We start from the raw sequence: 26,419 nt of genomic DNA on the forward strand, positions 1-26,419 counted from the left end.
TTTAATCGTGCAGCCTTAGCCCTTTAATCACTTTATCCACGATCTTTTTCGGCCCACGTACGCCCAGCCCGACCAGATTTAAATTGTCTGCGTCCTCAGCCATAAAGACATCGCGGTTAGCTTCATCGTGTCCGGTTGAAAACATCGCATGCACGTAGGGGATCAGCGTTAACTCTCGCTCCAGCCCTTTGCGATGTGCCGTCTGCAATCCATTGATATCCGCTGCAAAAATCAGCATAGGCTGGCCGGACATATTGCCGTACTGGCGACCTTTGGCATCAACGTAAGGCGCGCCCATAATTTCGGGGGCCGTGGCGGCAACCCCCGTTGCCAGGAATGCCACAACATTTAAACGCTGCCAGGTGGGCAAATCATCACGCACGATAAAGGCGATTTTTGTATCAAACATCGGTAGCCATTCTCCGGTCATCTGTATGAGATGACATCATCAGAGATGACGGGCCTGTCGATCTAGAACGTTTGTGCAATGGCGTTGGTAACCCGCCGGTGAAAGGCGATAAGCGCGCTGGAACCAGCGCCCCATATGGCTTTGGTCGGAAAAACCGACGTCTGAGGCAACCCGTGCGGGTTCAATGCCCTGAGCGAGCAGTACCCGCGCGGTGCGCAGCCGAAGCCGGACCAGGTAAGCGTGTGGTGACTGGCCGAAGGCCTTCTTAAACTGACGGCTCAGGCGAAAGCGATCAAGGCCAGCGTGCTGAGAAAGCTCATCCAGCCCGATATCCAGGTGCATACGGTCGTGCAGATAATCGCGTAATTGATACATTTGCATCAAAGAATCATCAAGGCTGACGGCCGGCCTGTTGCCGATATGGCGGGACAGCAGATACAGCAGGTGATCTAGCGTCTGATCGCGTGCCAGCCGACCTTCCTGATGATGAACGGCAAAAAATGCCTGCTGAATGGCTGTGATTAATTGTGAATCATCGGTCAGAGTATGGCGAAACGCGGCTTCAATTACCGAAACATCACCCAGCCCGCGACGCTGCATCATCTCTGTGACCCAGCTTTGCGGTAGGTAAAGCATCACGTAGGTAAAGCCGTCGACGTCCGGCGCGTGGCCGTCGTGAACGGCACCTGGCTCAATCAGGATCGCGCGCCCCGGCTGGCTGGTATGCAGTGTGCGATGGCAGTTAAATCGCTGAAGACCCTGCATTGTTACCCCGACCAGCACTTCGTCATGATCGTGCGGATCGTAGGCGTGGCCACGAAAATGCGCGTTAATGCTTTCTATACCGGTCTCTTCATCACGATGGAAGTTGACCCAGTCTTTGCCAGCACCCGTATTGCCCGGCGTATTCATCAGGAATATCCTCGAACTATGCCCGCAGTATGAAATCAGAAAAGCGCGGATTATGCCTTATCGTGCCACCGAACGGGGGAATCGTCCACCTACTGTCAAGCTATGTAATAAGCGCGGGCCTGCAATAGACGACCTGTGGCTTTTATGTCAATTTAGCGACAGATGCTGCAAATCTGTTCCGCATCAATCTGCAAACGTTCAGTACCACCTCCTGCTTATTTCCGATTCTGGGCCATGTGTTCGCACGTCTGAAAACAGGCCTGAATGGCAGGGAATGTGAAATTTTGTGCGCGGTATTCACCCTGAACTATGAACTGATAAAGGAGCCGGCCATGCTGCCATTGAAAGCGCTGAGCCTGATTATTCTCTGTATTATGCTGCTATCGCTGGGGATCAGCCTGGCACAGGCAACCCATCACGCGGAGTCAGCCGGTCAGGGCTGGTGGTCAGCCCGGCGTGATTCCTCCGGGATGGCGCCCGATCCGGCCCGGTTGGCAAATCTGGCGATTGTGCAGGTGTATGTTGCACCCACCTATGGCTGGAAAGGCAAGGTGGCCGTGCATCCCTGGATTATTTTTAAGCGTGCGGGTGAAACTCATTTTAGCCGCTATGAAGTGATTGGCTGGGGCAACGGCGACAAAGTGCGGCTGAATGCTAACCCACCGGATGGATACTGGTACGGCGCGAAGCCTCGTCTGCTGGTGGAGCATCGAGGGGCTGCGGCAGAGGCAATGATCCCGAAAATTCAGGCGGCGATTGCTTCTTATCCGTGGCCGCAGACTTATCACGCCTGGCCCGGGCCTAACAGTAACACCTTCCTTGCTCATATCGGGCGGGAAGTGCCAGATTTACAGCTTGATATGCCGGCAAACGCAGTGGGAAAAGATTTTCGCTCCCTGCTTAATCCGATAGGGTTGCCGCCTTCCGGACGAGGGTTGCAGGTGTCTTTGCTTGGCCTTGCCGGGGTTACGCTGGGAGCCGAAGAGGGGATTGAAATCAATATTCTTGGACTGAATCTGGGACTGGAGTTTGCCCCGCTGCGCCCGCGTCTGCCTTTTATCGGTGGGATGGGGGGCGAGAATCTGCAAAGCGATCGTCTGCAAAACTAGCCGTCCTGTTCTCACCGTTAATCTCCCGTTTGCTGTGGCTGGTTACAATTTGCGAGCTGGCCCGCAACATCATTCTCATCAGTGTAAATTCACCGTTCTTTTTACGGCAGTCCTCCAGCAGTTGCTTGTTCACACTGGTTATTTCGATTCAGTCCTGGCAGAGTAGGGGAAAGAATAACCAGGTTGTCACTTGACAAGTTTAATGCCCGGATGCACTATGGAGGAACAGATGGATCGACATTGCCATGCCATAAAAGAAATTGAAGCCGTACTTCGGTATGCCGAAGAGCAGGGCTGGCGTGTGGTAAGCAAAGGAGGACATGCATGGGGAAAAATGTACTGTCCGTGGAACAGCGTTGCCTGTCGATGTGGGGAATTTTGCATTTCCTGCATATGGAGTACGCCGAGGAATGCCGTTAATCATGCCCGACAGCTCCGGCGAGTCGTTGAGCACTGCACTTTTCGTCAGCAGTATGAGGCACAATCAGGAAGAGGAACGCCATGGAATACACATTTACATTGAAGTATCAGCTATCAGAGATAGTAAGCGACACGGATGAGCTGGTTGAAAAACTGGCACAGGCAGGCTGTGATGATGCGCTGATTGGGTTGGGGATACCGGGGCGTATCGCACTGGAATTTATCCGTGAGTCAGATTCTGCACAGCAGGCCATTTACAGCGCAATGCAGCAAATTTCTGCCGTGTTAGCCGATGCGGTGCTGTTTGAAGTCTCACCGGATTATGTCGGATTGACCGATGTGGCCGATCTTATCGGCGTCTCCCGGCAGAACATGCGCAAGCTGATGCTGGCACATCATCTGACTTTTCCCGCCCCGGTCCATGAAGGCTCAACGGCTTTCTGGCATCTTGCTGATGTGTTGTCCTGGCTGGAAGGGCGAGGCAGCTATCGTTTACCTGCGGGAGTACAGGAAGCCGCTCTGGTGGCGTTAAGTATCAATTTGCTCAACCAGAAGCGGCGTTATCGGCAGGAGTAGGTCAGCGGAGCCGGTCAACACCGGCCCTGGTGACATCATGCAGTGGCGTCTTTCTCTGCAAGATATTCTCTGACCATTTCGTCAAATGAGGCATTGGCTTCAAAGCCGAGACGGCGGGCGTAGTCGGCATGGAAATCACCGGGCCAGGAGTTAACGATATTAATAATCGCCTGGTCTGGCTGATAGCTGATACGGGCAACAACGTCATCACCGGCAATTTTGCGCAGTGACCCAATCATTGTTTCTACAGTTACCGACAGGCCGCACAGATTGATGACGCGCCCCTGGTCCAGTTTCTCGCTATCAAGCTCATGGCCGCGGATGAGTGCTGCAACGGCTTTGTCCGGTGACATCAGCCACAGGCGGGTATCGGTGCTGACCGGGCAGTTTGCCGCTTCGCCGTTTAGCGGCTCACGGATAATACCGCTGGCAAAGCTGGATGCGGCTGCGTTCGGTTTACCCGGGCGAACGACGATGGTTGGCATACGCAGACTACGGCCATCCAGGAAGCCGCGGCGGCTGTAGTCTGACAGCAGCAGGTCGTTCATTGCTTTCTGCGTGCCGTAGGAGCTTTGCGGCATCCACACCTGCTCATCCGGTACTTTATCCGGCAGTTTGCCGCCGAACACCGCCACCGAACTGGTGGTGACTAAGCGAATTCGCTGCGGTAATGCGCGCAGGCGCTCCATGATCTGGCGTGCAGCGTCGACGTTGATTTTCATACCGAGGTCGAAGTCCTGTTCTGCCTGGCCGGAAACAATGGCTGCCAGATGGAACACGCTGTCGGTTTGCTCACTAATCAAATTAGCCAGTTCAGCCGGGTTACTGATATCGCCGCAGACAACTTGCAGGCGCGGATCGTCAATACCTGCCAGTGGCGCGATATCGAACGCGGTAATTTTTGTGATGTTCTGCATCAGGCCCTGGCGGTTAAGCAGTGAACCTTTAGCCAGCAGCGCTTTAACCAGTTTTTTTCCCAGGAATCCGGCGGCTCCGGTGATGACGATATTCATAGTTTGCCTCGTTAGAATTAGCGGTTAACAACACGGCCGGGGATCAGGAAGATCGCTGCAGCGCCAACAAAAAGCGTGCAGGAAATGATCAACATACCGGCCAGGGTCGAATGAGTCAGATCGCTCAGGAAGCCCATCAGGTAAGGGGCGACAAAACCTGCCAGGTTACCGAAGGAGTTAATCAGGGCGATACCTACGGCGGCCATGGTGCCGCCGAGGAAGGCAGTGGGCAGGCTCCAGAACAGCGGCAGCGTGCTCAACCCACCGGCCGCACCCAGAGTCAGGCCAAACATCGCAATCCACAGGTTGTCGGCATAGAGGGCTGAAATAACCATGCCGACACCGCTCATGATGGCAATGACGGCCAGGTGCCAGCGGCGTTCACGGTGTTTATCTGCACTGCGCGAGGCGACAATCATGGTGACAATGGCTGCGGCGTAGGGAATAGCCGTCAGCATGCCAACCGTAAAGACATCTTCAACCCCGGCGTTGCGAACCAGCGTTGGCAACCAGAAGCTGACGGTGTAGAAACCGGCGATCAGGCAGAAGTAGATCAGGGTCAATAGCCACAGTTTGCCGTTGCGCAGAACTGCGCCAAGGCTTGCCTGCTCATGTGGTGAATCCTCTACGGCATCCTCCTGTACGCGGGCATTCATTATTGCTTTCTCTTCGGCGCTGAGCCATTTGGCGTCGTTGATGCGATCGGGCAGCATTTTTAATACCAGCAGGCCAATCAGCAGTGATGGCGTCCCCTGCAGGATAAACAGCCACTTCCAGCCGGCAAGCCCATGCATATTATGGAAATGATCCATAATCCAGCCTGAGATTGGGCCACCCAGCAGACCAGAGAGTGGGACGGCAGCGGCGAACAGTGCAAACATCTTTCCGCGACGGTAGGACGGGAACCAGAATGAGAGATACAGGATCACGCCTGGATAGAAGCCTGATTCAGTCAGGCCAAGCATAAAGCGCACGGCATAAAACTGGAATGGCGTAGTGACCAGAGCGGTCAGCGGGGCAATAACCGCCCAGCATGCCAGTAGTGCAGCCAGTAAACGGCGTGCGCCAAAGCGCTGAAGAACAATATTGCTGGGTACCTGGAAAAAGAAGAAGCCGATAAAAAAGATACCTGCACCTAATCCATATACCGTTTCTGAAAATGCCAGATCGCTCGACATTTGCAGCTTGGCAATACCGACATTAATACGATCGAGATAGGCGAAGATGTAGCTGATCATCAGTATTGGGAGGATACGCCAAACCGCTCGCTTCCATGCATTTTCCTCCCGATCGCTGATATGGCTGCTGAGCGGCGGTGCCGATGTTTGCATATTCATAATTCATCCTTCGTGTAGGGAAGAGTCAGAGGAAAATCCGTTCTTCGGGTAGTGAAACGACGATCCTGCAGCTCCGGTTCAGTATTCGTCCGGTGATGGGAACGTTAATAATGGTGAAGCTTTGTTATTTTTTGTTAGATTAGCGGTGAAGATGAATTTGATCTGCGTGATAAGTCACATTACAGACCATTAATTATCATTTTATAACAGTTTTAAGATGAGAAGCGGCGATTCCCCGGATGATATCCGGGGGAAGGATTAGTGGAGAAGGAAGAGAGTGGCCAGTCCGAGGAAGATAAAGAAGCCGCCAGTATCGGTTAGTGCGGTAATCATGACGCTGGAACCCACTGCGGGGTCGCGTTTGAGTTTGGTCATCAGCAGCGGTATCAGCACACCCATTAGCGCTGCGAGCAACAGGTTCAGCACCATCGCCAGCATCATCACACCACCCAGCGCAGCATTACCGTACATGGCCCAGGTTACGCCGCCCATAATTCCCCCCCAGAACACACCGTTTATCAGCGCGACGCCGAGTTCACGTGCAATCAGGAAAGAGAAGTTACCCGGTTCAACCTGATGCAGCGCCAGAGCGCGAACAATCATGGTAATTGTCTGGTTGCCGGTGTTACCGCCAATTCCGGCCACGATTGGCATCAGTGTTGCCAGCGCAACCAGTTGTGAGATGGTGTCCTCAAACAGGCCAATTACCCGCGAGGCGATAAATGCAGTACAGAGATTGATCGCCAGCCAGGTCCAGCGAGTACGAACCGCTTTTCTGACCGGTGCAAAAACATCTTCATCCGGGTTCACACCGCCCATTTTACGGATATTGCTGTCGTTCTCGTCATTGACCAGATCAATCACATCTTCAACGGTAACACGGCCGATAAGTTTGCCTTTGGCATCAATAACGGCAGCGGAAATCAGGTCATAGCGTTCGAATGAGCCCGCCGCATCTTCGGCTTTATCGTCGATAAGAAAGGTAGTCGGACTGTCGTTCATCACCTGCAGGACTTTTTTATCCGGCGTATTCAGCAGAATTTCCGTCAGCGGCAGTTCGCCCTGCAGGGTGTTATTTTTGTCGGTAACAAAAATCTTATCGGTGCCAGCAGGAATAATTTTTCTGCGCCGCAAAAAACGCTGTACGGTGGCAAGGGTGACATCGGAACGCACCGTCACCAGATTAAAGTCCATGATGCGGCCGACCCGGTCGCGGTCAAAATGTATCACGTCCAGCACGCGGGAGCGTAGATTTGGCGCCAGAGAGGTCAGCAGGCGTCCGGTTAAATCACGAGAGAGATATCGTGCCAGATAAGCCTGTTCGTCGATATCAAGCGGTTCGATGGCGCGCAGCAGATCGCGGTCGCTCATCTCTTCAATCAAACTTTCCCAGACGCTTTCGGAAACTTCTACCAGCACCTGACCGCGACGGTCATTACCAATCAGGCTCCACAGCGCCAGACGTTCTTCTCCCGGCAGAGCTTCCAGCAGGTCGGCAATATCAGCGGCATGGAGCAGGGGGAGGGTTTGCTTGATTTCGTCAATCTGTTCGCGGTGGGCTTCGGCTTCGGCCGCTGACTCTTGCAGCGGGTGCCCTAACAGCGTATCAACCAGATCTTTATCGTTAAGCAGCAGGTTCAGAAGGCGGCCACGAATTTCAGCCAGTTGTTGAACATGAGAGAGGGCTGACATACAACGTCCTTTAATCTGGCGATGAACAGGCAATGTGAGGTTATAGCTTAGTCGATTAAAGCCACCGAAGAAGCGGCAGACGCAAACGACGGCCCGCTATGCAGTCCACTCGGATACGCTAGTTATCTTTAACAGCGCTGACGGACGTAACAGGAGCGGCTTTTTTTTGTTTATGATGTTCAATCGCACCGGGCACCACGTAAATCAGCCTGCCTAACAAAATGATAAAGCTGACGAACAGAATGATACGGGTTATGGTTCCGGTTTTTTGACGTTTTCGAAATGACATAGCGCTATTCACGCACTTTAATCCAGTAAGACCCTGACGGGCGATGATTAATTTAGACACAGCAGGGCTGTCAGGTCAATGGCTGCAGGCGCTGTGTTTCAATCAGTTGGCAAGATTTTTGTATATTGAAAAATGAGCTCAACGGCAGAATCAACTACGGTCGAGGGGAATTATAGTAAGATTGACAGTAATCAACCTGTGGTCATGTTTTCAACATATAATAGCATCAGGACATTATTACTTATTATCATCCTGTCTTATTGTTATCGAAACTTTTAAAACCTGCGCAGCACGTTAAAAAGCACATTACAAAAATGAAGAAATCCGTTTTTCTGAAAAAGTTTTCTGCCCGATTTTGGGGCCTGCCTTTGCTGTTGTCGCTGGTTACGCTGCCGCTGGCATCCGCTCTTTCAGTGCGGCTATGGCTCCCGGAAGGTTATGTTTACCTAATCTATCTTCCTCTGGCGTTGATGATTGCGCTACTGATGGTGTTTAACTGGGCTGCGCTGCCAGGCATCACGATTGCACTCTGCTGGCACTATTTCCATCGCTATACGCCCATTCAGGCGGTCACCATCATTTCAGTTTTTCTGATCACGCTGTCGATGTGCTGGGGAGGATACAGCCTGCAGTCGAATCGCCGCTGGCGGGCGGGTATTGGTGAGCTGCGTACCGTAGCCGTCAGGCTGTTCTGGCTTGCCTTTGCTATGCCAACGCTGTTTATCGTGCTGATGCAAATTGTGACGCCGATGAATATTCTGCCTCTGAGTAATTCGATTTTCTCCAGCGATCCGTTCTCGATACATACCCTGCTTAACTATCAGTCCGCCATGCTGGCCCTGCTGGCGAGCGCGCAGCTGTTTTATTTTGCGCTGCGGATAGTCCGTAATCCCCGTTTCTTTTACACGCTGCGGCGGCGCTGCCGTAATCAGTTTGCGTCCGGCGTAACGTTCAGGGAGTGGATGCTGTGGCTGAGTCTGGTGCTGTTTCTGCTGCTGATGCTCACTCAGTTTCACACTACGCAGGAAAACCTGTTAACGACCGACTACGGTATTCCTCTGCTGCTGCCGTTGATGCTCTGGGCCGCGACGCGTTTTGGCTATCTGTTTACTTCGTTGAGCTGGGGTATTCTGCTTATCGTGCTCTATCAGCTGCGTGACCGCTACCTCAGCCCGACAACTGAGGGATATCATCTGGCGGTTATATCGGCGAATCTGCTGGTTTTCACACTGACAATTTTGCTGATGTCCGCCATCAGTACCCGACAGCGCCGGCTGCTGGATAAAGCGCGGCGCATGGCGATAACCGATCCCGTTATCGGGCTGCCCAATGTGCGTGCGTTGAGCCAGGTATTGACCAGTAATACCGGGGCAGTGCTCTGTTTTCTGCGGATACCCGACCTTGACCGCCTGAGTCGCACCTATGGTTTACAGTTGCGTATTCAATACAAGCGCAGCCTCGCCGCGCATCTTAAACCCTGGCTGCTGCCATCGGAAAACGTCTATCAGCTTCCCGGATTTGACCTTGCGCTGCGCCTGGAGCATTCCGCTAATCTGGCGCGTATCGAAAGCCTGGAAGCGCGACTGAAAGATTATCATCTTAGCTGGGATGGTCTGCCGATCCATCCTGACGTAGGTATCAGCTACTGTAGCGTGATGCCGCCGGTGAATTATCTCTATGAGCTGCTCGGAGAAATGAGTGCAATGGCGGAGATTGCCTTGCACAGCGGCCACGCGGAAAACCTGCAGCAAAAGGATAAGGTACCGGTACAGCGCCAGCTGACTGAAAAGCTGGCGATGCTGCAGGATATTCAGCTGGCGATGCAGAACGGTGGCTTCTATCTGATGACGCAGAAGATCCACGGCATGCGCGGCGATGATTATCATGAAATCCTGCTGCGGATGGTGAATTCGCAGGGGGAACATATCAAACCCGCCCAGTTTATCCCGGTTGTGCAGGAGTTTGGCCTGACGTGGGAGGTCGATCAGCTGGTGTTGGATCAGGTGCTGGCATTTATCGATCGCCATCGTGAACAGCTCCCGGGGATTCGTTTTGCAGTGAACCTGTTTGCCGCAACGCTGTGTCGGCCTCAGCTGGCGGCAGAAATCGCGGCCCGCCTGAAGGCCAGCAATATTGAACCCTGGCAGCTGATCATTGAAGTTGCCGAGTCGCCGATGCTGAGTGATTACAGCTGGGGAAATCGTACGATCTCTCAACTCCGCCAGCTGGGATGCCGGGTGGCAATCGATGATTTTGGTACGGGCTATGCCAGCTACTCACGTCTGAAGCAGGTGCAGGTGGATATGCTGAAAATCGACGGCAGCTTTGTACGCAATATGCTGCAAAGCAGCCTGGATTATCAGATTATTGAGTCAATCTGCGTGGTAGCACGCCTGAAGCGTATGCAGATTGTCGCCGAATATGTTGAGACACAAGAAGTCGCCATGGCGCTGCGCAAGCTGGGTGTGGATTATTTGCAGGGGTTTGTTATCGGCATACCGGAGCCGCTGGCCAATCTGGTCGCGGCTCCAGAATGAAGTGCGGTAATCAGTCTTTTACGCTCGCTTTCTGCGCCAGGATGGTGGCAAAACGCAGCGAAATACGATGGCCGTTTTCGTCGGTTTTATGCAGCTGACCCACGTTTTCGTTGTACTTGATGATGCGCCATTTACGGTAGTAATTGCTCAGCTCACCCGATTTAAAGGCGAATGGAAAACCGAGGGTGCAGGGATAATCAGGCGTGTCCATAGCGGCGACAATCAGGTTAAACCCGTTTCTTGCCGTGCTTGCCTGCATATCGGCAATCAGCTGCGGAATGGTTTCCGGCTGTAGAAACATCATCACCACCGTCGACAGTACCATGTCATAGGAACCGTTAAAGCGCAGGGCATTGAGGTCGTGCTCTGCGGTGTGAATACCGGTCAGATTTTCAGCGGCGATAATCTCATTCAGCCGCGCCAGGCTGGCAGGGTTTTTATCCCACGCCGTGACATCAAAGCCATGATTGTTCAGATAAAGGCTGTTACGGCCGTTGCCGCAGCCAACGTCCAGCGCGGTTCCGCCTGCAAGATAGGGTAGCGCGGCGACGATTTCTGAATGGGGGGCGGTGAGCTGGTACTTTTCCGTAAAGAAATTATCGGGTCTTATCATCTTATTGCTTCTTATATCTGTAAAAAAGGGTTCAGGCCAGCCTGAACCCCACATGAGCATTAACCAACTACGTTATTGCTCTTCCTGTATCGTCAGCTGCCAGCCGGTTACGTCGTTCCAGTAACTTTGCTCGCGCTCCAGATCCAGCTGAACCAGGTTGTTCTGGCTGAAATAATCGCGCGGAAACGTCAGTGTCCAGTGACCGTCGTCGGTCTGCAATTGCAAGTCGCTCGGACGGGTGGTGGCCTGGCGCTGATTGTTCAGCAGCGTTCCCAGGCGCAGCAGGAATACCAGCGGCAGGAACTGCTTGCGTTTGAACAGCGTCAGTCGTGGCATTTCGTCCACTTTAACCGCTTTGCGGTGGAAGCGTACCAGCGTTGCCAGCAGCGATTGTTGATCCTGGTTAAACCCGGGCATATTGGTATTTTGCAATATGTACGCCGAGTGGCGATGCATACCGCTGTGGTTAATGGTCAGCCCCACTTCATGCAGCATCGCGGCCCACTTCAGTAGTGCAGCCAGCTGTGGATTTTCCAGCTTGGGATTCTGCTCGCGCCACTGCTCGAACAGCTGTTCCGTGGTTTCCAGCACCCGGCGGGCCTGATCGCTGTCGATAGCATAGTGATTCGCCAGACTCTGCGCTGTGCGGCTGCGAATATCCTGATGACGGAAGCGGCCTTCCATCTCATACAGTACGCCTTCACGCAGCGCGCCGTCGGAAAGACGCAATTCACGGATCGCCAGCGCATCAAACACGCCGCAGAGGATCGCCAGCCCGGGAACAAAGACTCCTTTACGCTCTTCAGACAGCCCCGGCAGGCTCAGGGCATCGAAAGATTTGTGCTTGATGACCTCGTCATACAGCTTTTCCAGCCGCTCAGGAGTGATCAGCTTGTCTTTCTCGCCCATCGCGACCAGTACTTCGCAGGCGGCTTTGATGGTGCCTGAAGCGCCCAGTGCATACTGCCAGCCCATCAGGCGATACTGCCAGGCCAGGGTTTCCAGCTTCTGCGCCGCCGCCAGCCGTGCGCGACGGAAGGCCTCTTTACTGATATTTCCACCCGGAAAGTAGAGATTAGCGAAGCTGACGCAGCCCATGCGGCGGCTCTCAACCAGTTTTGGCTCAAAGTCTTCGCCGATCACCATTTCGGTCGATCCGCCGCCGATGTCGATCACCAGCTTGCGGCCTTTTTCCGGCTGGGTGTGCTCCACGCCCATAAAGATCAGGCGCGCTTCTTCATGGCCCGAAATCACTTCAATCGGGTAGGGGATCACTTCCGCAGCGCGCTGCAGGAAATCTTCGGCATTCACCGCCTGACGGAGAGTATGCGTTCCAACAATGGTTACGTTGCTTGGGCTGAACCCCTGCAAACGTTCTGCAAACAGCGCCAGGCAGCTCAGGCCACGCTGGATCGCCTCTTCACTCAGTACATTATTACTGTCCAGGCCATCGGCCAAATGGACCCGCTGTTTCAGGCGACCCAGAACCTGCATGGCACCGTCCACTACGCGGGCAATCACCATGTGAAAACTGTTAGAACCGAGGTCTATAGCGGCAAGTTCCTGCGGTTTAGGCGTACTTTTATGGGATATTGGCATAGTTGTGTGTCAGTCAGGTTGCTCAAGAGATTTAATATAATCGTAAATAGCCAGCTGCGCGCGAACCTTGCGGCGGTTGCCGCGTGGAACATAGCGATTGCTCAGTTCTTTATCGACATAACGGGCCTTCAACGTATCACTTAACAGAATGGCAATAATATCCAGCACACGCTGTTTCAGAATAGGATCAAGAATGGAGACGGCCACTTCAATTCGGTAGTCAATATTTCGCGTCATCCAGTCAGCGGAGGAGAGGAAGACCTTTTTATCGCCGCCGTTATCAAAAATATAGACGCGATCGTGTTCCAGGTAGCGGTCAACAATACTGATCACGCGAATATTTTCGCTGATGCCCTCCAGATCGGGGATCAGGGAGCACATTCCGCGCACCAGCAGGTTCACCTTCACCCCAACGCTGGACGCCGTATACAGGCGATCGACCAGGCCTTTATCCACCAGGTTGTTAATCTTAAGGGTGATACCCGCCTGAATGCCGTTCTGCGCGTTGGCGATTTCCGCATCAATCAGCTGATAGAGCATTTTGCGCGAGTTCTGCGGTGACACCATCAGATGTTCAAAACTGACCGGGCGATACGGGTTTTCAATAAAGTTAAAGACACGGCGCACCTCATTGGTGATACGTGCATCAGCGGTCAGCAGCGAGTAGTCGGTATAAATACGGGCGGTTTTTTCGTTAAAGTTACCGGTGCCGATATGAGCGTAGCGAACGATTTCATCGTTTTCGCGGCGTGAAATCAGGAACAGCTTGGCGTGGATCTTCAGACCCGGCGCAGAGAAGATAACGTGTACGCCAGCTTCGGTCAGGCGCTTGGCCCAGTGGATGTTGGCCTCTTCGTCGAAGCGGGCCTGCAGTTCCACCACTACCGTGACTTTCTTACCGTTGTAAGCCGCATGGATCATCGCATCCATAATGCGTGAGTGCTTGGCTACGCGGTAGATGTTGATCTTGATGGCTAACACCGATGGGTCAAACGAGGCCTGGCGCAGCAGCTCCAGTACGTGCTCGAAAGTATGGTACGGGTAGTAGAGCAGCACATCGCGGTTGCGAATGGCATCAAAGCCGTTGCGGAAGCGGTCAAACCAGATGTGGCGCAGCTGCGGCAGCGGTTTATTGACCAGGTTTGCTTTGCCGACATTAGGGAAGCCGATAAAGTCCTTGAAGTTATGATAGCGGCCGCCGGGAACGATCGAATCATAGTTGGAGATGTTCAGCTTTTTACGCAGCAGTTCGACCATCGCATCGGGCATGTCGCGCTGGTAAACAAAGCGCACCGGTTCTGCGGTCAGGCGCTGCTTCAGGCTGGAAGACATCAGCTCCAGCAGGCTGGACTCCATCTCGTTGACCAGGTCATATTCCGCATCGCGGGTCATCTTCATCGAGTAAGCGTTCAGCGCATCGTAATCGAAGAAGCCACGGAAGATATCACCCAGGCAATAGCGCAGGATGTTATCAAGTAAAATCATTGGCTTACGGCGGCGAGGCGTTTCCGGCGGCAGATTGACGAAGCGCGGTACTTTATCGGACGGAATTTCCAGCAGGGCGTAGCGGATCTCTTCGCCGCGAATGATTTCCACCGCCAGGTAGGTGTAGTCATCCTTGAGGAACTCAATCAGATCGGTGTCTTCATTGATCAGGATGGGGGTGATGTGCTGGCGCAGATGGTGTTTGAAGTAGTGTCGCAGCCAGGTTTGCTGATTAGGGGAAAGCTGGCGTTCGTTAATCAGGAAGATCTGATTACGCGCCATTTCCAGCAGCAGGTCGTTATAGAGGCTGTCGAATTCCTGGTCGGCCTTCAGAACGCGTGCCTGAATTTTTTTCAGCAAATGCCTTGGCGTGCTGGGAGACCCCTGTTCCTCACCGATTAGAATGCGACGTTTTAAATCGGCAAAGCGAACTTTATAGAATTCTTCCAGGTTATTGGAATAGATACCCAGAAAACGCATGCGCTCAATCAGCGGGTTAGTTTTATCAGCAGCTTCCTGTAGCACTCGTTCATTAAAGGACAGCCAGCTTAATTCTTTTTCTATGTAAAGCTTTTCCTGACCCATTTTTACTCCGTTCGGCTGATTCAGGATGAAGATATCCATTGTTCTGCAACATTATGGCGAGAGTATGGCAACAATGTCCAACGGCAGATGTATGACGGTTTTGTGACAAAGACAGTGAGGAACCCTTACTGCGGCGGGCATATGTCATTGTATCGCACTGTCTAATTGTCTTATTAACCGCATACGGGCAACATAGCGGCTTTACAGCAAAATGGAAAACAGACCAGGCATGATCGATAACCCGATTCCCGTACACGATAACGCCCGCAGCCGACGATTTGCCGATCGTTTGACCCGGCGCGTGGTGACCGCGTGCGGGGTAGCCATCCTGTTAGTGATGTTATTGCTATTTTTCTGGCTTATTTGGGTGGTTATACCGTTATTTTCCGCTCCGGGATTTCAGAATTTCGGCGAGATAAAACTGGATTCTCACAGCCAGTCGGTAGCGCTGGGGACGGATAAGGTTCAGCGCTGGGGCTGGCGTATTGATCAAGACGGTCGCGGCCAGTTTATTTCTCTGGAAGCGCAAAACGCGACGCTGCCGCAGCCAACGTCGGATCAGCGCTCTCAGCCCCAGTCTGAGCCGACGCTGCAACTTCAGCCCCAGACGCTGCTGGCGGGGCCGGTTCGCGCCACTTCCAGCGCAGATAACCTGACGACGCTGCTGCTGGATAACAACGGCAATATGCTGCTTGTGCGCCCCGACTTCAGCCTGCCGCAGAAACCACAGTGGAGCTTCCCGCTGGGTGATATTCCTGTTGCCTCTGGTGATGCCGGAGCGGGGCAAATCAGCGTGGCCCAAAGTGCCGAGAATCGCTGGGTTGTTGCGCTGGCCGGGACCGATCGTATTACCCTGTGGCAACTCCAGCCGCAGCAGCCCGCACAAAACACAAATTTAACCGTCAGCAATGTGAATCAGCTGCTGCTCTCACCCGACGGTGGACTGCTGTTTACCCTTTCCGGCTCGCAGCTGCGCGTCTGGACGCTGGGGGAGGGGGCTCCCACGCTGCGTGATGCGGTGACGCTGCCGAGACCGGCAAAATCGCTGGCTTTGCTCAGCGGCGGGAGTTCTCTGCTGGTCGCGGATGATCGGGGGATTTCGCAGTGGTTTGACATCGCCAGTGCTGATGGCCCACATCTGCGGCGGATTCGTGACTTCGACGGTGCCCGCTGGCAGCCGCTGCTGTTCGGCGAAGCTCATCGACGTGTCTTTGCCACCCTCAGCCCACAGGGTGAGCTGAAGCTGTACGCCAGTAAACAGCAGGGCGCTATCCTGACCCGGCAGCTGTCGGCAGGTATCCAGCGCGCACAGTTTTCACCGGAAGGGGACGGACTGCTGGTGGAGCGAGAAGGCAACTGGCAGCACTATCGAATGCAGAACCCGTGGCCGGATATCAGCTGGCGCAGCCTGTGGCAAAAGGTCTGGTATGAAAACTATCCTGAACCGGACTATGTCTGGCAGTCGACTTCGGCAAATGACTATTACCAGGGAAAATATAGCCTGGTGCCAATGGTGGTGGGAACGCTGAAAGCGGCGGCGCTGGCGATGCTGTTTGCCACCCCGCTGGCGCTGGCGGCGGCGATGTACACGGCGTGGTTTATGTCACCCCGGCTGCGTCGTTGGGTGAAACCAGCCATCGAAATGATGGGTGCGCTGCCCAGCGTGGTGATTGGACTGATCGCCGGACTGTGGCTGGCCCCAAGGCTGGGTGACAAACTGTCAGGAGTGATGCTACTGCCGCTGATGCTGGCTGCTGTGCTGCTGCTGTGCAGCTGGGGGAGGCAGAAGCTGCCGCCGCGCTGGCGCAGGCGCTGGCTGACCGAAGGGCGCGAAGTGGTGGTTCTTCTGCCGCTGTTACTGCTGACCGGCCTTTTTTGCCTGTGGATTGTACCCATGGTGGAGCAGGCTATCTGGGGACAGGTGTGGGCCGATCGCCTCAGTTCGGGCTATCAGCAACGTAATCTGCTGGTGGCCGGCGTGGCGATGGGCTTTGCGCTGGTGCCGCTGATCTTTACGCTGGCGGAAGATGCAATCTTTAGCGTTCCTGCCTCGCAGGGGCAGGGATCGCTGGCGCTGGGCGCGACGCAGTGGCAAACCCTGACCCGGGTAGTGCTACCCGGGGCATCATCGGGTATTTTTGCCGCGCTGATGATCGGCTTTGGCCGGGCGCTGGGTGAAACGATGATTGTACTCATGGCTACCGGCAATACGCCGGTGACCGACGGCGGCCTGCTACAGGGGCTGCGTTCGCTGGCGGCAAATGTGGCCGTTGAAATGCCCGAAGCGGCGGCGGGCAGTGCGCATTACCGGATACTGTTCCTTTCTGCGCTGGTGCTGCTGGTGTTTACGCTGGTCGTGAATACGATTGCAGAAATAGTCAGACAAAGGCTGCGGCAGCGTTACAGTCAGCAGGAGGTACAGGGATGATGAATGCTGAACGTAACAACCATCGCTGGCGCTGGCTGACCGGCGGTGCCGTCGCCGTCAGCCTGCTGGTCTTTATGCTGCTGATAGCCCTGCTGGGCTGGCAGGGACTGCGCTATTTCTGGCCGCAGCCGGTGGAGCTGTTTACCATCAACACGCCTTCAGGACAGCAGCAGCTGCTGGGTGAAGTCGCCGGACAGCAGCAGGTCTCGCGGCAGCAGCTTGAAGCCAGTGGCCAGCCGCTGCCACCGGATCTTCCGGAGAGTGTCACCCGCTATCTGATTAAAACCGGCAATCGCGATTTCGCCGCACCGGATTTCCGTACCATTCTGTCAGCGGAGATCGTCAACCGCACCACTCCAGGCCCGGTAATTGTGTTACAGCGCCTCAGCGGTGGAAATGCCTACGGCTGGTTTGATGGACTGCAGGAGGGTGGACAGACGCTGATGGCACGCGATCTCAACCAGACGCTGCAACAGCGCCTGGTTCAGGCCCGCCAGCATATTGCCGAAGCGGAAAAACTCCGCCGGGTATCGATGGCACGAGTGAATACCCAGCTGGAAGCGTTGGAAAAGCAGCGCAGTAAGCAGGTCGCCCGCAGGAATTTTGATGCTCAGGCACAGTCGGTGTATGAGGCTGACCGAGCGGAGCTACAGCGGCAGTTTGCGCGCTTCGCATCTCGCCTTTCTGCCCTGCATGTTGAAAGCAACAACACGGTATTGCTACTGCGCGATGCTGCCGGTGTTACCCAGCGTATCCCGCTTGGGCAGATTATTTCCGCCTGGCAGCCGAATACAATGAGTACCTGGCAGAAATGGCAGCACTTCGGCGACCAGCTGTGGCATTTTGTCAGCGACAGCAGCGGTGACGGGCAGCGAGACGGCGGGGTATTTCCGGCGATCTTTGGCACCATACTGATGGTGCTGCTGATGTCCGTGGTGGTCATGCCGCTGGGGGTGATCGCGGCAATCTGGCTGCATGAGTATGCCGGTCGCAATATGCTCACCCGCCTGGTACGTATCGCGGTGGTTAATCTGGCTGGCGTGCCGTCAATCGTTTACGGCGTGTTTGGTCTGGGCTTCTTTGTCTGGCTGATGGGGGGCAGCATCGATCGATTATTCTTCGCCGGTACGCTGCCGAACCCGACCTTTGGTACGCCCGGCTTATTATGGGCCTCACTGACTCTGGCACTGCTGACGCTGCCGGTAGTGATCGTCGCCACCGAGGAAGGGCTGTCGCGTATTCCGCCCGCGCTGCGGCAGGGTTCGCTGGCGCTGGGGGCTACACAGGCCGAAACGCTGTGGCATGTCACGCTGCCGTTGGCGGTTCCGGCGATGCTGACCGGGCTGATCCTCGCCGTGGCGCGTGCCGCAGGCGAAACCGCGCCGTTAATGCTGGTCGGAGTGGTCAAAATGGTGCCTGAACTGCCGATTGATTCGCTGTTCCCCTATCTGCACCTTGACCGTAAGTTTATGCACCTTGGTTTTCAAATTTACGATCTGGCATTCCAGAGCCCCAACGCCGAGGCCGATCGCCCACTGGTGTTCGCCACGGCGCTGTTACTGGTATTGCTGATCCTGGGATTAAATCTGGTGGCGATGATCCTTCGCCATCGTCTGCGCGAGCGCTACCGTGCGCTGATGCACTAATACGGGATGGTTATGGCTGTCATATTTGAAGATGCGGAAACCGCGCTTGAGCTGGATAATCTGAGTTTGTGGTATGGGGCGAAACCGGCACTGAATAACATCAGTCTGCGGATACCGAAAAATCGCATTACCGCGCTGATCGGTCCGTCAGGCTGCGGTAAATCGACCCTGCTGCGCTGCTTTAACCGCATGAACGATCTGATCGACAACTGCCGGGTGGAAGGCGATATTCGTCTGCATCAGCAGTCGATCCTCGGCCCCGATCGCGATCTTTCCCAGCTGCGCCGCCGCGTTGGGATGGTGTTCCAGCGCCCCAACCCTTTCCCCAAGACCATCTATGACAATGTGGTTTACGGCCTGCGCCTGCAGGGCATTCGCGATCGACGGGTGCTGGATGAAACGGTAGAGCGTGCGCTACGCGCTGCGGCGCTGTGGAGCGAGGTGAAGGATAATCTGTGGCAAAATGCGCTGACGCTTTCCAGCGGGCAGCAGCAGCGGCTGGTGATTGCCCGCGCGATTGCTATTGAACCGGAGATCCTGCTGCTGGATGAGCCAACGTCTGCGCTGGACCCGATTTCAACGCTGGTAATTGAAGAGCTGATGAGCACCCTGAAGCAGCACTTTACGCTGGTGCTGGTGACGCACAATATGCAGCAGGCCGCCCGCGTTTCAGACTATACCGCGTTTATGCATCAGGGGAGCGTGGTGGAATTTGGACTGACCGACGATCTGTTCACAGCACCACGGCAGCGTAAGACTGAGGACTACATTACCGGTCGGTTTGGCTAAAAATAAGGGCGGAATATTTTCCGCCCTGTAGCAACTATTCGAACGCGTGCCCTTCGGCAGGCAGCAGCTGGCCATCCAGCCAGGCGCGATCCTCGCGCATTGCCAGCCGGCCTTCAATGAACCAGCTAACCACCAGCGGATAAATCGCGTGTTCCTGATGCTGAACGCGCGCGGTCACTTCCGCTTCGGTGTCTTCACTGAATACCGGAACCTTCGCCTGCAAAATCACCGGACCGCCGTCCAGCTCTTCCGTCACGAAATGAACCGAGGTACCGTGCTCATCATCGCCGTTCTCGATAGCCTGGCGATGGGTGTGCAGCCCCGGGTATTTCGGCAGCAGGGAAGGGTGGATATTCAGCATGCGTCCGGCATATCGCTGCACGAACGCCGGGCTGAGAATGCGCATATAGCCGGCCAGTACCACCAGGTCAGGGGCATAAGCATCGATTTCCAGCATCAGCTGGCGGTCGAACGCTTCGCGGTCAGCAAACTGTGAGGCGGCCAGCGCATGAGCCGGAACGCCTGCTTCACGCGCGCGCTCCAGGCCATAGGCATCGGCCTTGTTGCTGAATACGGCAGCCACGCTGCCGTTAATCCGCCCCTGCTGACAGGCGTCCAGAATTGCCTGTAAGTTGCTTCCATTCCCGGAAACCAGCACGACTATACGTTTCATGGATTGATGACCACACGCTCTTCAGAATCAGAAGCTTTAATGGTACCAATTTTCCAGGCTTTTTCACCCGCGTCATTCATCAGCTGTACCGCTTTATCCGCTTCTGCCGCGCTCAGGGCAATGACCATGCCCACGCCACAGTTAAAGGTGCGGTACATTTCATGACGGCTGACGTTCCCGGCCTGCTGCATCCAGCCGAACACCGCTGGCCATTCCCAGCTTGACTCTTCAAGCACGGCCTGGGTGTTATCCGGCAGTACGCGCGGGATATTTTCCCAGAAGCCGCCGCCGGTCAGGTGGGCAATGGCGTGCACGTCAACCTGTTCGATCAGGCTGAGGATATTTTTCACGTAGATGCGGGTTGGCGCCAGCAGGTGGTCGGAAAGGGATTTGCCTTCCAGCTGGGTGGTTTCCGGGTCGGTTTTGCTGACTTCCAGAATTTTACGCACCAGCGAGTAGCCGTTAGAATGCGGGCCGCTGGAACCCAGCGCGATCAGCACGTCACCGTCGGTCACTTTGCTGCCGTCGATAATCTCAGATTTCTCGACCACGCCGACGCAGAAGCCTGCCACGTCGTAATCTTCACCGTGATACATACCTGGCATTTCAGCGGTTTCACCGCCGACCAGCGCACAGCCAGACTGTGAACAGCCTTCTGCGATGCCGGTGATCACGCTGGCTGCGGTATCCACATCCAGTTTACCGGTTGCGTAGTAGTCGAGGAAAAACAGCGGCTCTGCGCCCTGTACCACCAGATCGTTAACGCACATGGCGACCAGATCGATACCGATCGTATCGTGGCGCTTCAGGTCCATCGCCAGACGCAGCTTGGTGCCAACGCCGTCAGTGCCGGAAACCAGAACAGGTTCACGGTATTTTTGCGGCAGCGCACAAAGGGCACCGAAACCGCCCAGTCCACCCATCACTTCAGGGCGGCGGGTTTTTTTCACTACGCCTTTGATACGGTCGACTAAAGCATTACCAGCATCGATATCTACGCCGGCGTCTTTATAGCTGAGAGAGGTTTTGTCGGTCACTGCGAAATCCCCACGCGTTTGCGGTTGGTGGTGTGGTGGTAAAAATAAAGCGCCGTAATTCTAACAGTGCAGGCAAACGTTTGCGAGTGCCATCTTATCCCGCATGACGGATAGGTGAATTTTAGCTAATCATGACATCTATCGCGGTGATTAACTAAACTATTGCACTAAGTCATATGGCGCTGCGGATAAATGGCGCTATAATCTCGCGATTTTTTTTTGCTGCTTAACACTCCGGGAGTACAACAATGAAGATCGTGGAAGTCAAACACCCGCTGGTCAAACATAAACTGGGTCTGATGCGTGAGAACGACGTAAGCACCAAGCGTTTTCGTGAACTCGCGTCAGAAGTGGGAAGCCTGCTGACCTATGAAGCGACTGCCGATCTGGAAACCGAGACGGTGACCATCGAGGGCTGGAATGGTCCTGTGCAGATCGAACAGATCAAAGGTAAGAAGATTACCGTTGTGCCAATCCTGCGTGCCGGTCTGGGCATGATGGAAGGCGTGCTGGAGCATGTACCCAGCGCGCGTATCAGTGTCGTCGGCGTGTATCGTGATGAAGAGACGCTGGAGCCGGTACCGTATTTCCAGAAGCTGGTTTCTAACATTGAAGAACGTATGGCGCTGGTCGTTGACCCGATGCTGGCCACCGGTGGCTCAATGATCGCCACTATCGATCTGCTGAAAAAAGCCGGCTGTACCAGCATTAAGGTTCTGGTACTGGTTGCAGCACCGGAAGGCATCGCCGCGCTGGAGAAAGCGCACCCGGATGTTGAACTCTATACCGCATCGGTGGACCAGGGGCTGAACGACAAGGGGTATATCATCCCTGGCCTCGGCGACGCTGGCGATAAGATCTTCGGTACTAAATAAATTATCAAGCCGACCGCAGAGTCGGCTTTTTTATGGCAAACATATCAAGGGGTAGTGAAACATGACGCGTCGCGCAATAGGCGTACACGAGCGGCCACCGCTGCTGCAAACCATTCCACTCAGCTTCCAGCACCTGTTCGCGATGTTCGGTGCCACGGTGCTGGTGCCGATTCTGTTCCACATCAACCCGGCCACGGTGCTGCTGTTTAACGGAATCGGTACGCTGCTGTACCTGTTTATCTGTAAAGGCAAAATTCCGGCCTACCTCGGTTCAAGCTTTGCCTTTATATCTCCGGTACTGCTGTTGCTGCCACTGGGATATGAAGTGGCGCTGGGCGGCTTTATTATGTGCGGCGTGCTGTTCTGCCTGGTGGCGCTAATCGTTAAGAAAGCCGGTACCGGCTGGCTGGATGTGATGTTCCCGCCAGCGGCGATGGGCGCGATTGTGGCGGTTATCGGTCTGGAGCTGGCGGGCGTGGCGGCAAATATGGCCGGCCTGCTGCCTGCCGACGGCACCTCTCCCGACAGCAAAACCATCATTATTTCGATGGTGACGCTGGGCGTGACGGTGTTCGGCTCCGTGCTGTTCCGCGGTTTTCTGGCCATTATCCCGATTCTGGTCGGGGTGCTGGTGGGCTACGCGTTATCCTTCTTTATGGGTATCGTTGACTGGACGCCGGTCCGTGAAGCGCACTGGTTTGCGCTGCCAACCTTCTACACTCCGCGTTTCGAGTGGTACGCCATCTTCACCATCCTGCCAGCGGCGCTGGTGGTCATTGCCGAGCACGTTGGGCATCTGGTGGTCACGGCGAATATCGTAAAGAAAGACCTGCTGAAAGATCCTGGCCTGCATCGTTCGATGTTTGCTAACGGCATCTCGACCGTCTTCTCCGGCTTCTTCGGCTCAACGCCGAACACCACCTACGGTGAGAATATCGGCGTGATGGCCATCACCCGCGTCTACAGTACCTGGGTGATCGGCGGCGCGGCAATCCTGGCGATCCTGCTCTCCTGCGTGGGTAAACTGGCGGCGGCAATTCAGGCCGTGCCGGTGCCGGTGATGGGCGGCGTGTCACTGCTGCTGTACGGGGTGATCGGTGCATCAGGTATCCGTGTGCTGATTGAATCGAAAGTCGACTACAACAAAGCGCAGAACCTGATCCTGACTTCGGTGATCCTGATCATCGGCGTCAGCGGCGCAAAAGTGCACATCGGTGCCGCCGAGCTGAAAGGCATGGCGCTGGCGACTATCGTTGGCGTGGGCCTGAGCCTGATCTTCAAAGTCATCAGCCTGATGCGTAAAGAAGAAGAGATTATTGACGTGGCGGATGAGCGTTCCGACGTTAAGTAACGCTGCCGCACAGACTCCGCAGCCCCTTTAACGGATGCCAGCTATCCGCTGCCGTTAAAGGGGCGCTTTTCGTATGACAATTGACAGCCGTTCACTCTGCTCCACAACGATCCCGTTCATCCCGGCATTTGGCGTAACGCCAGCCGCTTTCCGATCGCTGATGCTATTTTTCAACCGTGCCTGAAGGTAGATGTCGGTTTTATTACTGCGGTTGATCCCATCAATGGCTTTACGTTTCATGATCGCGAAGGAGTTGTGTTAGACTTTTCGTGATTTCTGCATGCGTAAACCCTGAGGTGATTCTGAACACGCCGGCACAGCTTTCACTGCCACTTTATCTGCCCGATGACGAGACCTTTGCCAGCTTTTGGCCAGGTGAAAATCCGTCCCTGCTGGCCGCGCTGCAGAGTGCACTTCATCAGGAACACGGTAGTTATTTCTATTTCTGGTCACGCGAGGGGGGAGGGCGAAGCCACCTCCTGCATGCAGCCTGCGCCGAGCTTTCGGCGGCCGGAGAAGCCGTCGGTTACGTTCCGCTGGATAAACGCACCTGGTTTGTCCCTGAAGTCCTCGACGGTATGGAGCAGCTGGCGCTGATCTGCATTGATAACATCGAATGCATTGCCGGAGATGAGCCGTGGGAAATGGCGATTTTTGACCTCTATAACCGTATTCTTGAAACCGGTAAAACCCGCCTGCTGATTACCGGAGATCGTCCCCCTCGCCAGCTCAACCTCAAATTGCCCGATCTGGCGTCACGCCTTGACTGGGGGCAAATTTACAAGCTTCAGCCTTTGTCCGACGAAGATAAGCTCCAGGCGCTACAGCTGCGTGCGCGGCTGCGGGGATTTGAACTGCCGGAAGACGTTTGTCGCTTCCTGCTGAAGCGGCTGGATCGCGAGATGCGAACGCTGTTTCTGACCCTCGATCAGCTCGATCGTGCTTCGATCAGCGCGCAGCGCAAGCTGACCATTCCGTTTGTCAAAGAAGCACTGGATCTCTGATTTTTTTGGCCGAAGCCTGGCTCGCTCGCCTCATTAATGTTCGTAATGAGGCGAGCGATTAAAGGATCTCCAGCCCCTGAATGCACGTAATGGGGCTGGCGATTACAGAATCTCCAGCACCTGCTCAGGCGGCCTGCCAATCCGGGCCTTGCCGTTAGCTACTACGATCGGACGCTCAATCAGCTTCGGCTGAGCGATCATTGCGGCAATCAGCTGATCCTCACCTAGCGCCGGGTTATCCAGCCCTGCGGATTTATACTCATCTTCTTTATGGCGCATCAGCTGACGTGCGCTGCTAAAACCCAGCTGCTTAACCAGCGCTTTCAGCGTTGCCGCATCCGGCGGGGTGTCCAGGTAGCGGATCACCTGCGGCTGGATGCCCCGACCCTCTAACAGTGCCAGCGTTTCGCGGCTCTTGGAACAGCGCGGGTTATGGTAAATCTGTACATCACTCATCTCATTTTCTCCGGCCTCTTCATTTCGGGCCCGTTTTATTATCTCTTTTGATACTGACGGAAGCGTTCCTGCAACTGTCTCAGCTGGTCGATGCGTGCATCGTACCGCGCCTGCTTCAGGCTACCGAGTGGCACTTGAGAACTGGCGCTGCTCAGGCTGCGGATCGCCTGGTCGAGCTGCCCGGCCAGCGCCAGACCTTCGGCCCGTGCGGCCTGTTCTTCATCCGACAGGCCCTGCGCTGCGGAAGCCTGGGCCAGCAAATCCCAACCGTTGGGATCGTCCTTATTGGCCCAGGTATAGCGATACAGCACTTTGCTGGCGTTAGCGGGCTGTTTCGCTTCCACATAGGCATTCGCCAGGTTGAGCTGAAGTACCGGATTGCTGCTGCTGGCTTTAATTGCCACCAGACGATTAATGGCCTGCTGCGGCTGGTTCAGACCGATATCGATATCGGTAATAATATCCAGATACCAGACGTTATCCGGCTGTTTCGCCAGCAGCGGGGCAATGATGTTTTTCGCCCTGGCATAGTTTTTGGCCTCCAGCATTTGTACCGCTTTACCGTACTGCGCGGCGGCCTGTTCGCGGCTGTTCCCCTTCGACAGGGAATCCAGCAAATCTTCGGTTAGCTGGTTCTGCCCGGTGGAGAACATCCCCAGCGCCCTGACTTTAGCCATATAGAAATCCTGAGACGACTGCACCACCACCGGTTTCATCTGATTAGCACGGTTGCGGGCATCGGACAGTCGGCTGTCGGGAAGGGGGTGAGTTAACAGGATTTCCGGCGGCTTGGAGGAAAAACGAGACTCGTCGGCCAGCTTTTGCAGGAATGCAGGCATCGCTTCCGGATCGAATCCCGCCCGCTGCAATACCTGAATACCAATACGGTCGGCTTCCTGCTCATTTTGCTGAGTAAAGCTGATAATCCCCTGCTGGGTGCCTGCAAGCGTTCCGCTCAGCGCCGCCATCCCCGCCTGTGGGCTGGCCATGGCCAGCAGAATCGAACCCAGCGCGCCCACCCAGGTCAGCGGCGCGTTTTTCTGCTGTTCTTCCATCGCTCGGGCGAGGTGGCGCTGGGTAACGTGCGAGATTTCGTGCGCCATCACCGAAGCCAGCTGGCTTTCGTTATCGCTGTAGCGGAACAGGGCGGAATGCAGCACAACGTTGCCGCCAAAGAAGGCAAAGGCGTTAATTTCATCGTTGCGGATCAGGTAGAAATGGAACGGTGTTTTCACCGACCAGGCGTGGGCAACCAGCCGCTGTCCGAGCTGATTGATGTACTGATTCATTAGCGGGTCGTTGATGATTGGCGCGCTGGCACGCAGCTGGCGAACATAAAAATCCCCCATCGCCAGTTCCTGATTGACCGACAGCGTACCACCCGCCGTCGTACCAATATCCGGGAGATTGTCAGACACATCGGCCTGGACTGGCGTAGCACCACCCGCCAACAGGGAGATAACCAGCGAAGTTAGCAGGCTTTTCTTCAATCGGTTGAACATAGGTAAACCCTAACAAGGACGTCCAATTTTTGACCGGCAGGATGCCGAAATGTTCTGCAAAGGGTGAAAACTCCGCACCCAT

21 protein-coding genes are annotated in these 26,419 nt (G+C 55.0%); 9 read left to right on the top strand and 12 right to left on the bottom strand.

What is annotated here, in order from left to right:
* Position 1 precedes the first annotated feature (1 nt).
* Entirely contained in the window at positions 2 to 409 is a 408-nt protein-coding gene (locus OMR58_RS12705) for a DUF2000 domain-containing protein (protein WP_264546125.1), read from the bottom strand.
* 39 nt (positions 410 to 448) lie between these two features.
* The gene (locus OMR58_RS12710) at positions 449 to 1,321 is read right to left on the bottom strand and encodes an AraC family transcriptional regulator (RefSeq protein ID WP_264546126.1); all 873 of its coding nucleotides are present in this window, start codon (positions 1,319 to 1,321) and stop codon (positions 449 to 451) included.
* A gap of 332 nt (positions 1,322 to 1,653) precedes the next feature.
* Here OMR58_RS12710 and OMR58_RS12715 point away from each other — a divergent pair, with 332 nt between their 5' ends.
* Positions 1,654 to 2,430 (top strand): DUF3750 domain-containing protein, encoded by a 777-nt coding sequence (locus tag OMR58_RS12715; protein ID WP_264546127.1) that lies wholly within the window; start codon positions 1,654 to 1,656, stop codon positions 2,428 to 2,430.
* Between the two features lie 501 nt (positions 2,431 to 2,931).
* Positions 2,932 to 3,426 carry a helix-turn-helix transcriptional regulator gene (locus tag OMR58_RS12725; RefSeq protein ID WP_200563109.1) on the top strand — a complete coding sequence of 165 codons (495 nt, stop codon included), beginning with the start codon at positions 2,932 to 2,934 and terminating at the stop codon, positions 3,424 to 3,426.
* A gap of 35 nt (positions 3,427 to 3,461) precedes the next feature.
* Here the strand turns inward: OMR58_RS12725 and denD are convergent, their stop codons facing one another.
* The 3 genes from denD to mgtE all read right to left on the bottom strand — a co-directional run bounded on the left by denD (position 3,462) and on the right by mgtE (position 7,468).
* Positions 3,462 to 4,439 carry a D-erythronate dehydrogenase gene (gene denD / locus OMR58_RS12730; protein ID WP_200563111.1) on the bottom strand — a complete coding sequence of 326 codons (978 nt, stop codon included), beginning with the start codon at positions 4,437 to 4,439 and terminating at the stop codon, positions 3,462 to 3,464.
* A 17-nt stretch (positions 4,440 to 4,456) separates the two neighbouring features.
* A complete protein-coding gene (locus OMR58_RS12735) occupies positions 4,457 to 5,776 on the bottom strand; it encodes an MFS transporter (RefSeq protein WP_264546128.1) in 1,320 nt (439 codons plus the stop codon).
* A 258-nt stretch (positions 5,777 to 6,034) separates the two neighbouring features.
* Entirely contained in the window at positions 6,035 to 7,468 is a 1,434-nt protein-coding gene (gene mgtE / locus OMR58_RS12740; RefSeq protein WP_264546129.1) for a magnesium transporter, read from the bottom strand.
* Between the two features lie 603 nt (positions 7,469 to 8,071).
* Between mgtE and OMR58_RS12750 the strand changes: the two genes are divergently transcribed.
* Positions 8,072 to 10,294: an EAL domain-containing protein gene (locus OMR58_RS12750; protein WP_264546130.1), complete on the top strand. Its 2,223-nt coding sequence runs from the start codon at positions 8,072 to 8,074 to the stop codon at positions 10,292 to 10,294.
* 10 nt (positions 10,295 to 10,304) lie between these two features.
* On the opposite strand, the gene tehB is transcribed toward OMR58_RS12750, so the two are convergent.
* The 3 genes from tehB to ppk1 all read right to left on the bottom strand — a co-directional run bounded on the left by tehB (position 10,305) and on the right by ppk1 (position 14,576).
* The gene (gene tehB / locus OMR58_RS12755) at positions 10,305 to 10,907 is read right to left on the bottom strand and encodes a tellurite resistance methyltransferase TehB (RefSeq protein WP_264546131.1); all 603 of its coding nucleotides are present in this window, start codon (positions 10,905 to 10,907) and stop codon (positions 10,305 to 10,307) included.
* 72 nt (positions 10,908 to 10,979) lie between these two features.
* A complete protein-coding gene (ppx, locus tag OMR58_RS12760) occupies positions 10,980 to 12,506 on the bottom strand; it encodes an exopolyphosphatase (RefSeq protein ID WP_264546132.1) in 1,527 nt (508 codons plus the stop codon).
* Between the two features lie 9 nt (positions 12,507 to 12,515).
* On the bottom strand, positions 12,516 to 14,576 hold the full coding sequence (gene ppk1, locus OMR58_RS12765) for a polyphosphate kinase 1 (protein ID WP_105593355.1): 2,061 nt from the start codon (positions 14,574 to 14,576) through the stop codon (positions 12,516 to 12,518).
* 211 nt (positions 14,577 to 14,787) lie between these two features.
* Here ppk1 and OMR58_RS12770 point away from each other — a divergent pair, with 211 nt between their 5' ends.
* From OMR58_RS12770 to pstB, 3 genes are read left to right on the top strand one after another with little or no spacing between them, the layout of a single operon-like run.
* Positions 14,788 to 17,004, top strand: coding sequence for an ABC transporter permease subunit (locus OMR58_RS12770; protein WP_264546133.1), 2,217 nt, complete (start codon positions 14,788 to 14,790; stop codon positions 17,002 to 17,004).
* A complete protein-coding gene (pstA, locus tag OMR58_RS12775) occupies positions 17,004 to 18,650 on the top strand; it encodes a phosphate ABC transporter permease PstA (protein WP_200545680.1) in 1,647 nt (548 codons plus the stop codon). The genes OMR58_RS12770 and pstA overlap by 1 nt, the downstream gene beginning before the upstream one ends.
* 12 nt (positions 18,651 to 18,662) lie before the next feature.
* Positions 18,663 to 19,439: a phosphate ABC transporter ATP-binding protein PstB gene (pstB, locus tag OMR58_RS12780; protein ID WP_105593248.1), complete on the top strand. Its 777-nt coding sequence runs from the start codon at positions 18,663 to 18,665 to the stop codon at positions 19,437 to 19,439.
* 34 nt (positions 19,440 to 19,473) lie between these two features.
* On the opposite strand, the gene purN is transcribed toward pstB, so the two are convergent.
* Together purN and purM are read right to left on the bottom strand one after the other, a co-directional pair.
* Positions 19,474 to 20,112 carry a phosphoribosylglycinamide formyltransferase gene (gene purN / locus OMR58_RS12785; RefSeq protein ID WP_264546134.1) on the bottom strand — a complete coding sequence of 213 codons (639 nt, stop codon included), beginning with the start codon at positions 20,110 to 20,112 and terminating at the stop codon, positions 19,474 to 19,476.
* Entirely contained in the window at positions 20,109 to 21,149 is a 1,041-nt protein-coding gene (purM, locus tag OMR58_RS12790) for a phosphoribosylformylglycinamidine cyclo-ligase (RefSeq protein ID WP_205066417.1), read from the bottom strand. Before purM ends, purN begins: the two co-directional genes overlap by 4 nt.
* Positions 21,150 to 21,397: 248 nt before the next feature.
* Between purM and upp the strand changes: the two genes are divergently transcribed.
* The 3 genes from upp to hda all read left to right on the top strand — a co-directional run bounded on the left by upp (position 21,398) and on the right by hda (position 24,379).
* The gene (gene upp, locus OMR58_RS12795; RefSeq protein WP_105593251.1) at positions 21,398 to 22,024 is read left to right on the top strand and encodes a uracil phosphoribosyltransferase; all 627 of its coding nucleotides are present in this window, start codon (positions 21,398 to 21,400) and stop codon (positions 22,022 to 22,024) included.
* 61 nt (positions 22,025 to 22,085) lie between these two features.
* Positions 22,086 to 23,375, top strand: coding sequence for a uracil permease (gene uraA / locus OMR58_RS12800; protein WP_200545578.1), 1,290 nt, complete (start codon positions 22,086 to 22,088; stop codon positions 23,373 to 23,375).
* Between the two features lie 296 nt (positions 23,376 to 23,671).
* Positions 23,672 to 24,379 (top strand): DnaA inactivator Hda, encoded by a 708-nt coding sequence (hda, locus tag OMR58_RS12805; protein WP_105593357.1) that lies wholly within the window; start codon positions 23,672 to 23,674, stop codon positions 24,377 to 24,379.
* A gap of 102 nt (positions 24,380 to 24,481) precedes the next feature.
* Here hda and arsC read toward each other — a convergent pair whose 3' ends face one another.
* Together arsC and OMR58_RS12815 are read right to left on the bottom strand one after the other, a co-directional pair.
* A complete protein-coding gene (gene arsC, locus OMR58_RS12810) occupies positions 24,482 to 24,835 on the bottom strand; it encodes an arsenate reductase (glutaredoxin) (protein WP_200545577.1) in 354 nt (117 codons plus the stop codon).
* 38 nt (positions 24,836 to 24,873) lie between these two features.
* The gene (locus tag OMR58_RS12815; RefSeq protein ID WP_264546135.1) at positions 24,874 to 26,337 is read right to left on the bottom strand and encodes a beta-barrel assembly-enhancing protease; all 1,464 of its coding nucleotides are present in this window, start codon (positions 26,335 to 26,337) and stop codon (positions 24,874 to 24,876) included.
* Between the last annotated feature and the right edge of the window lie 82 nt (positions 26,338 to 26,419).

Source organism: Erwinia sp. INIA01, from assembly GCF_025947915.1.
GTDB lineage: Bacteria > Pseudomonadota > Gammaproteobacteria > Enterobacterales > Enterobacteriaceae > Erwinia > Erwinia coffeiphila.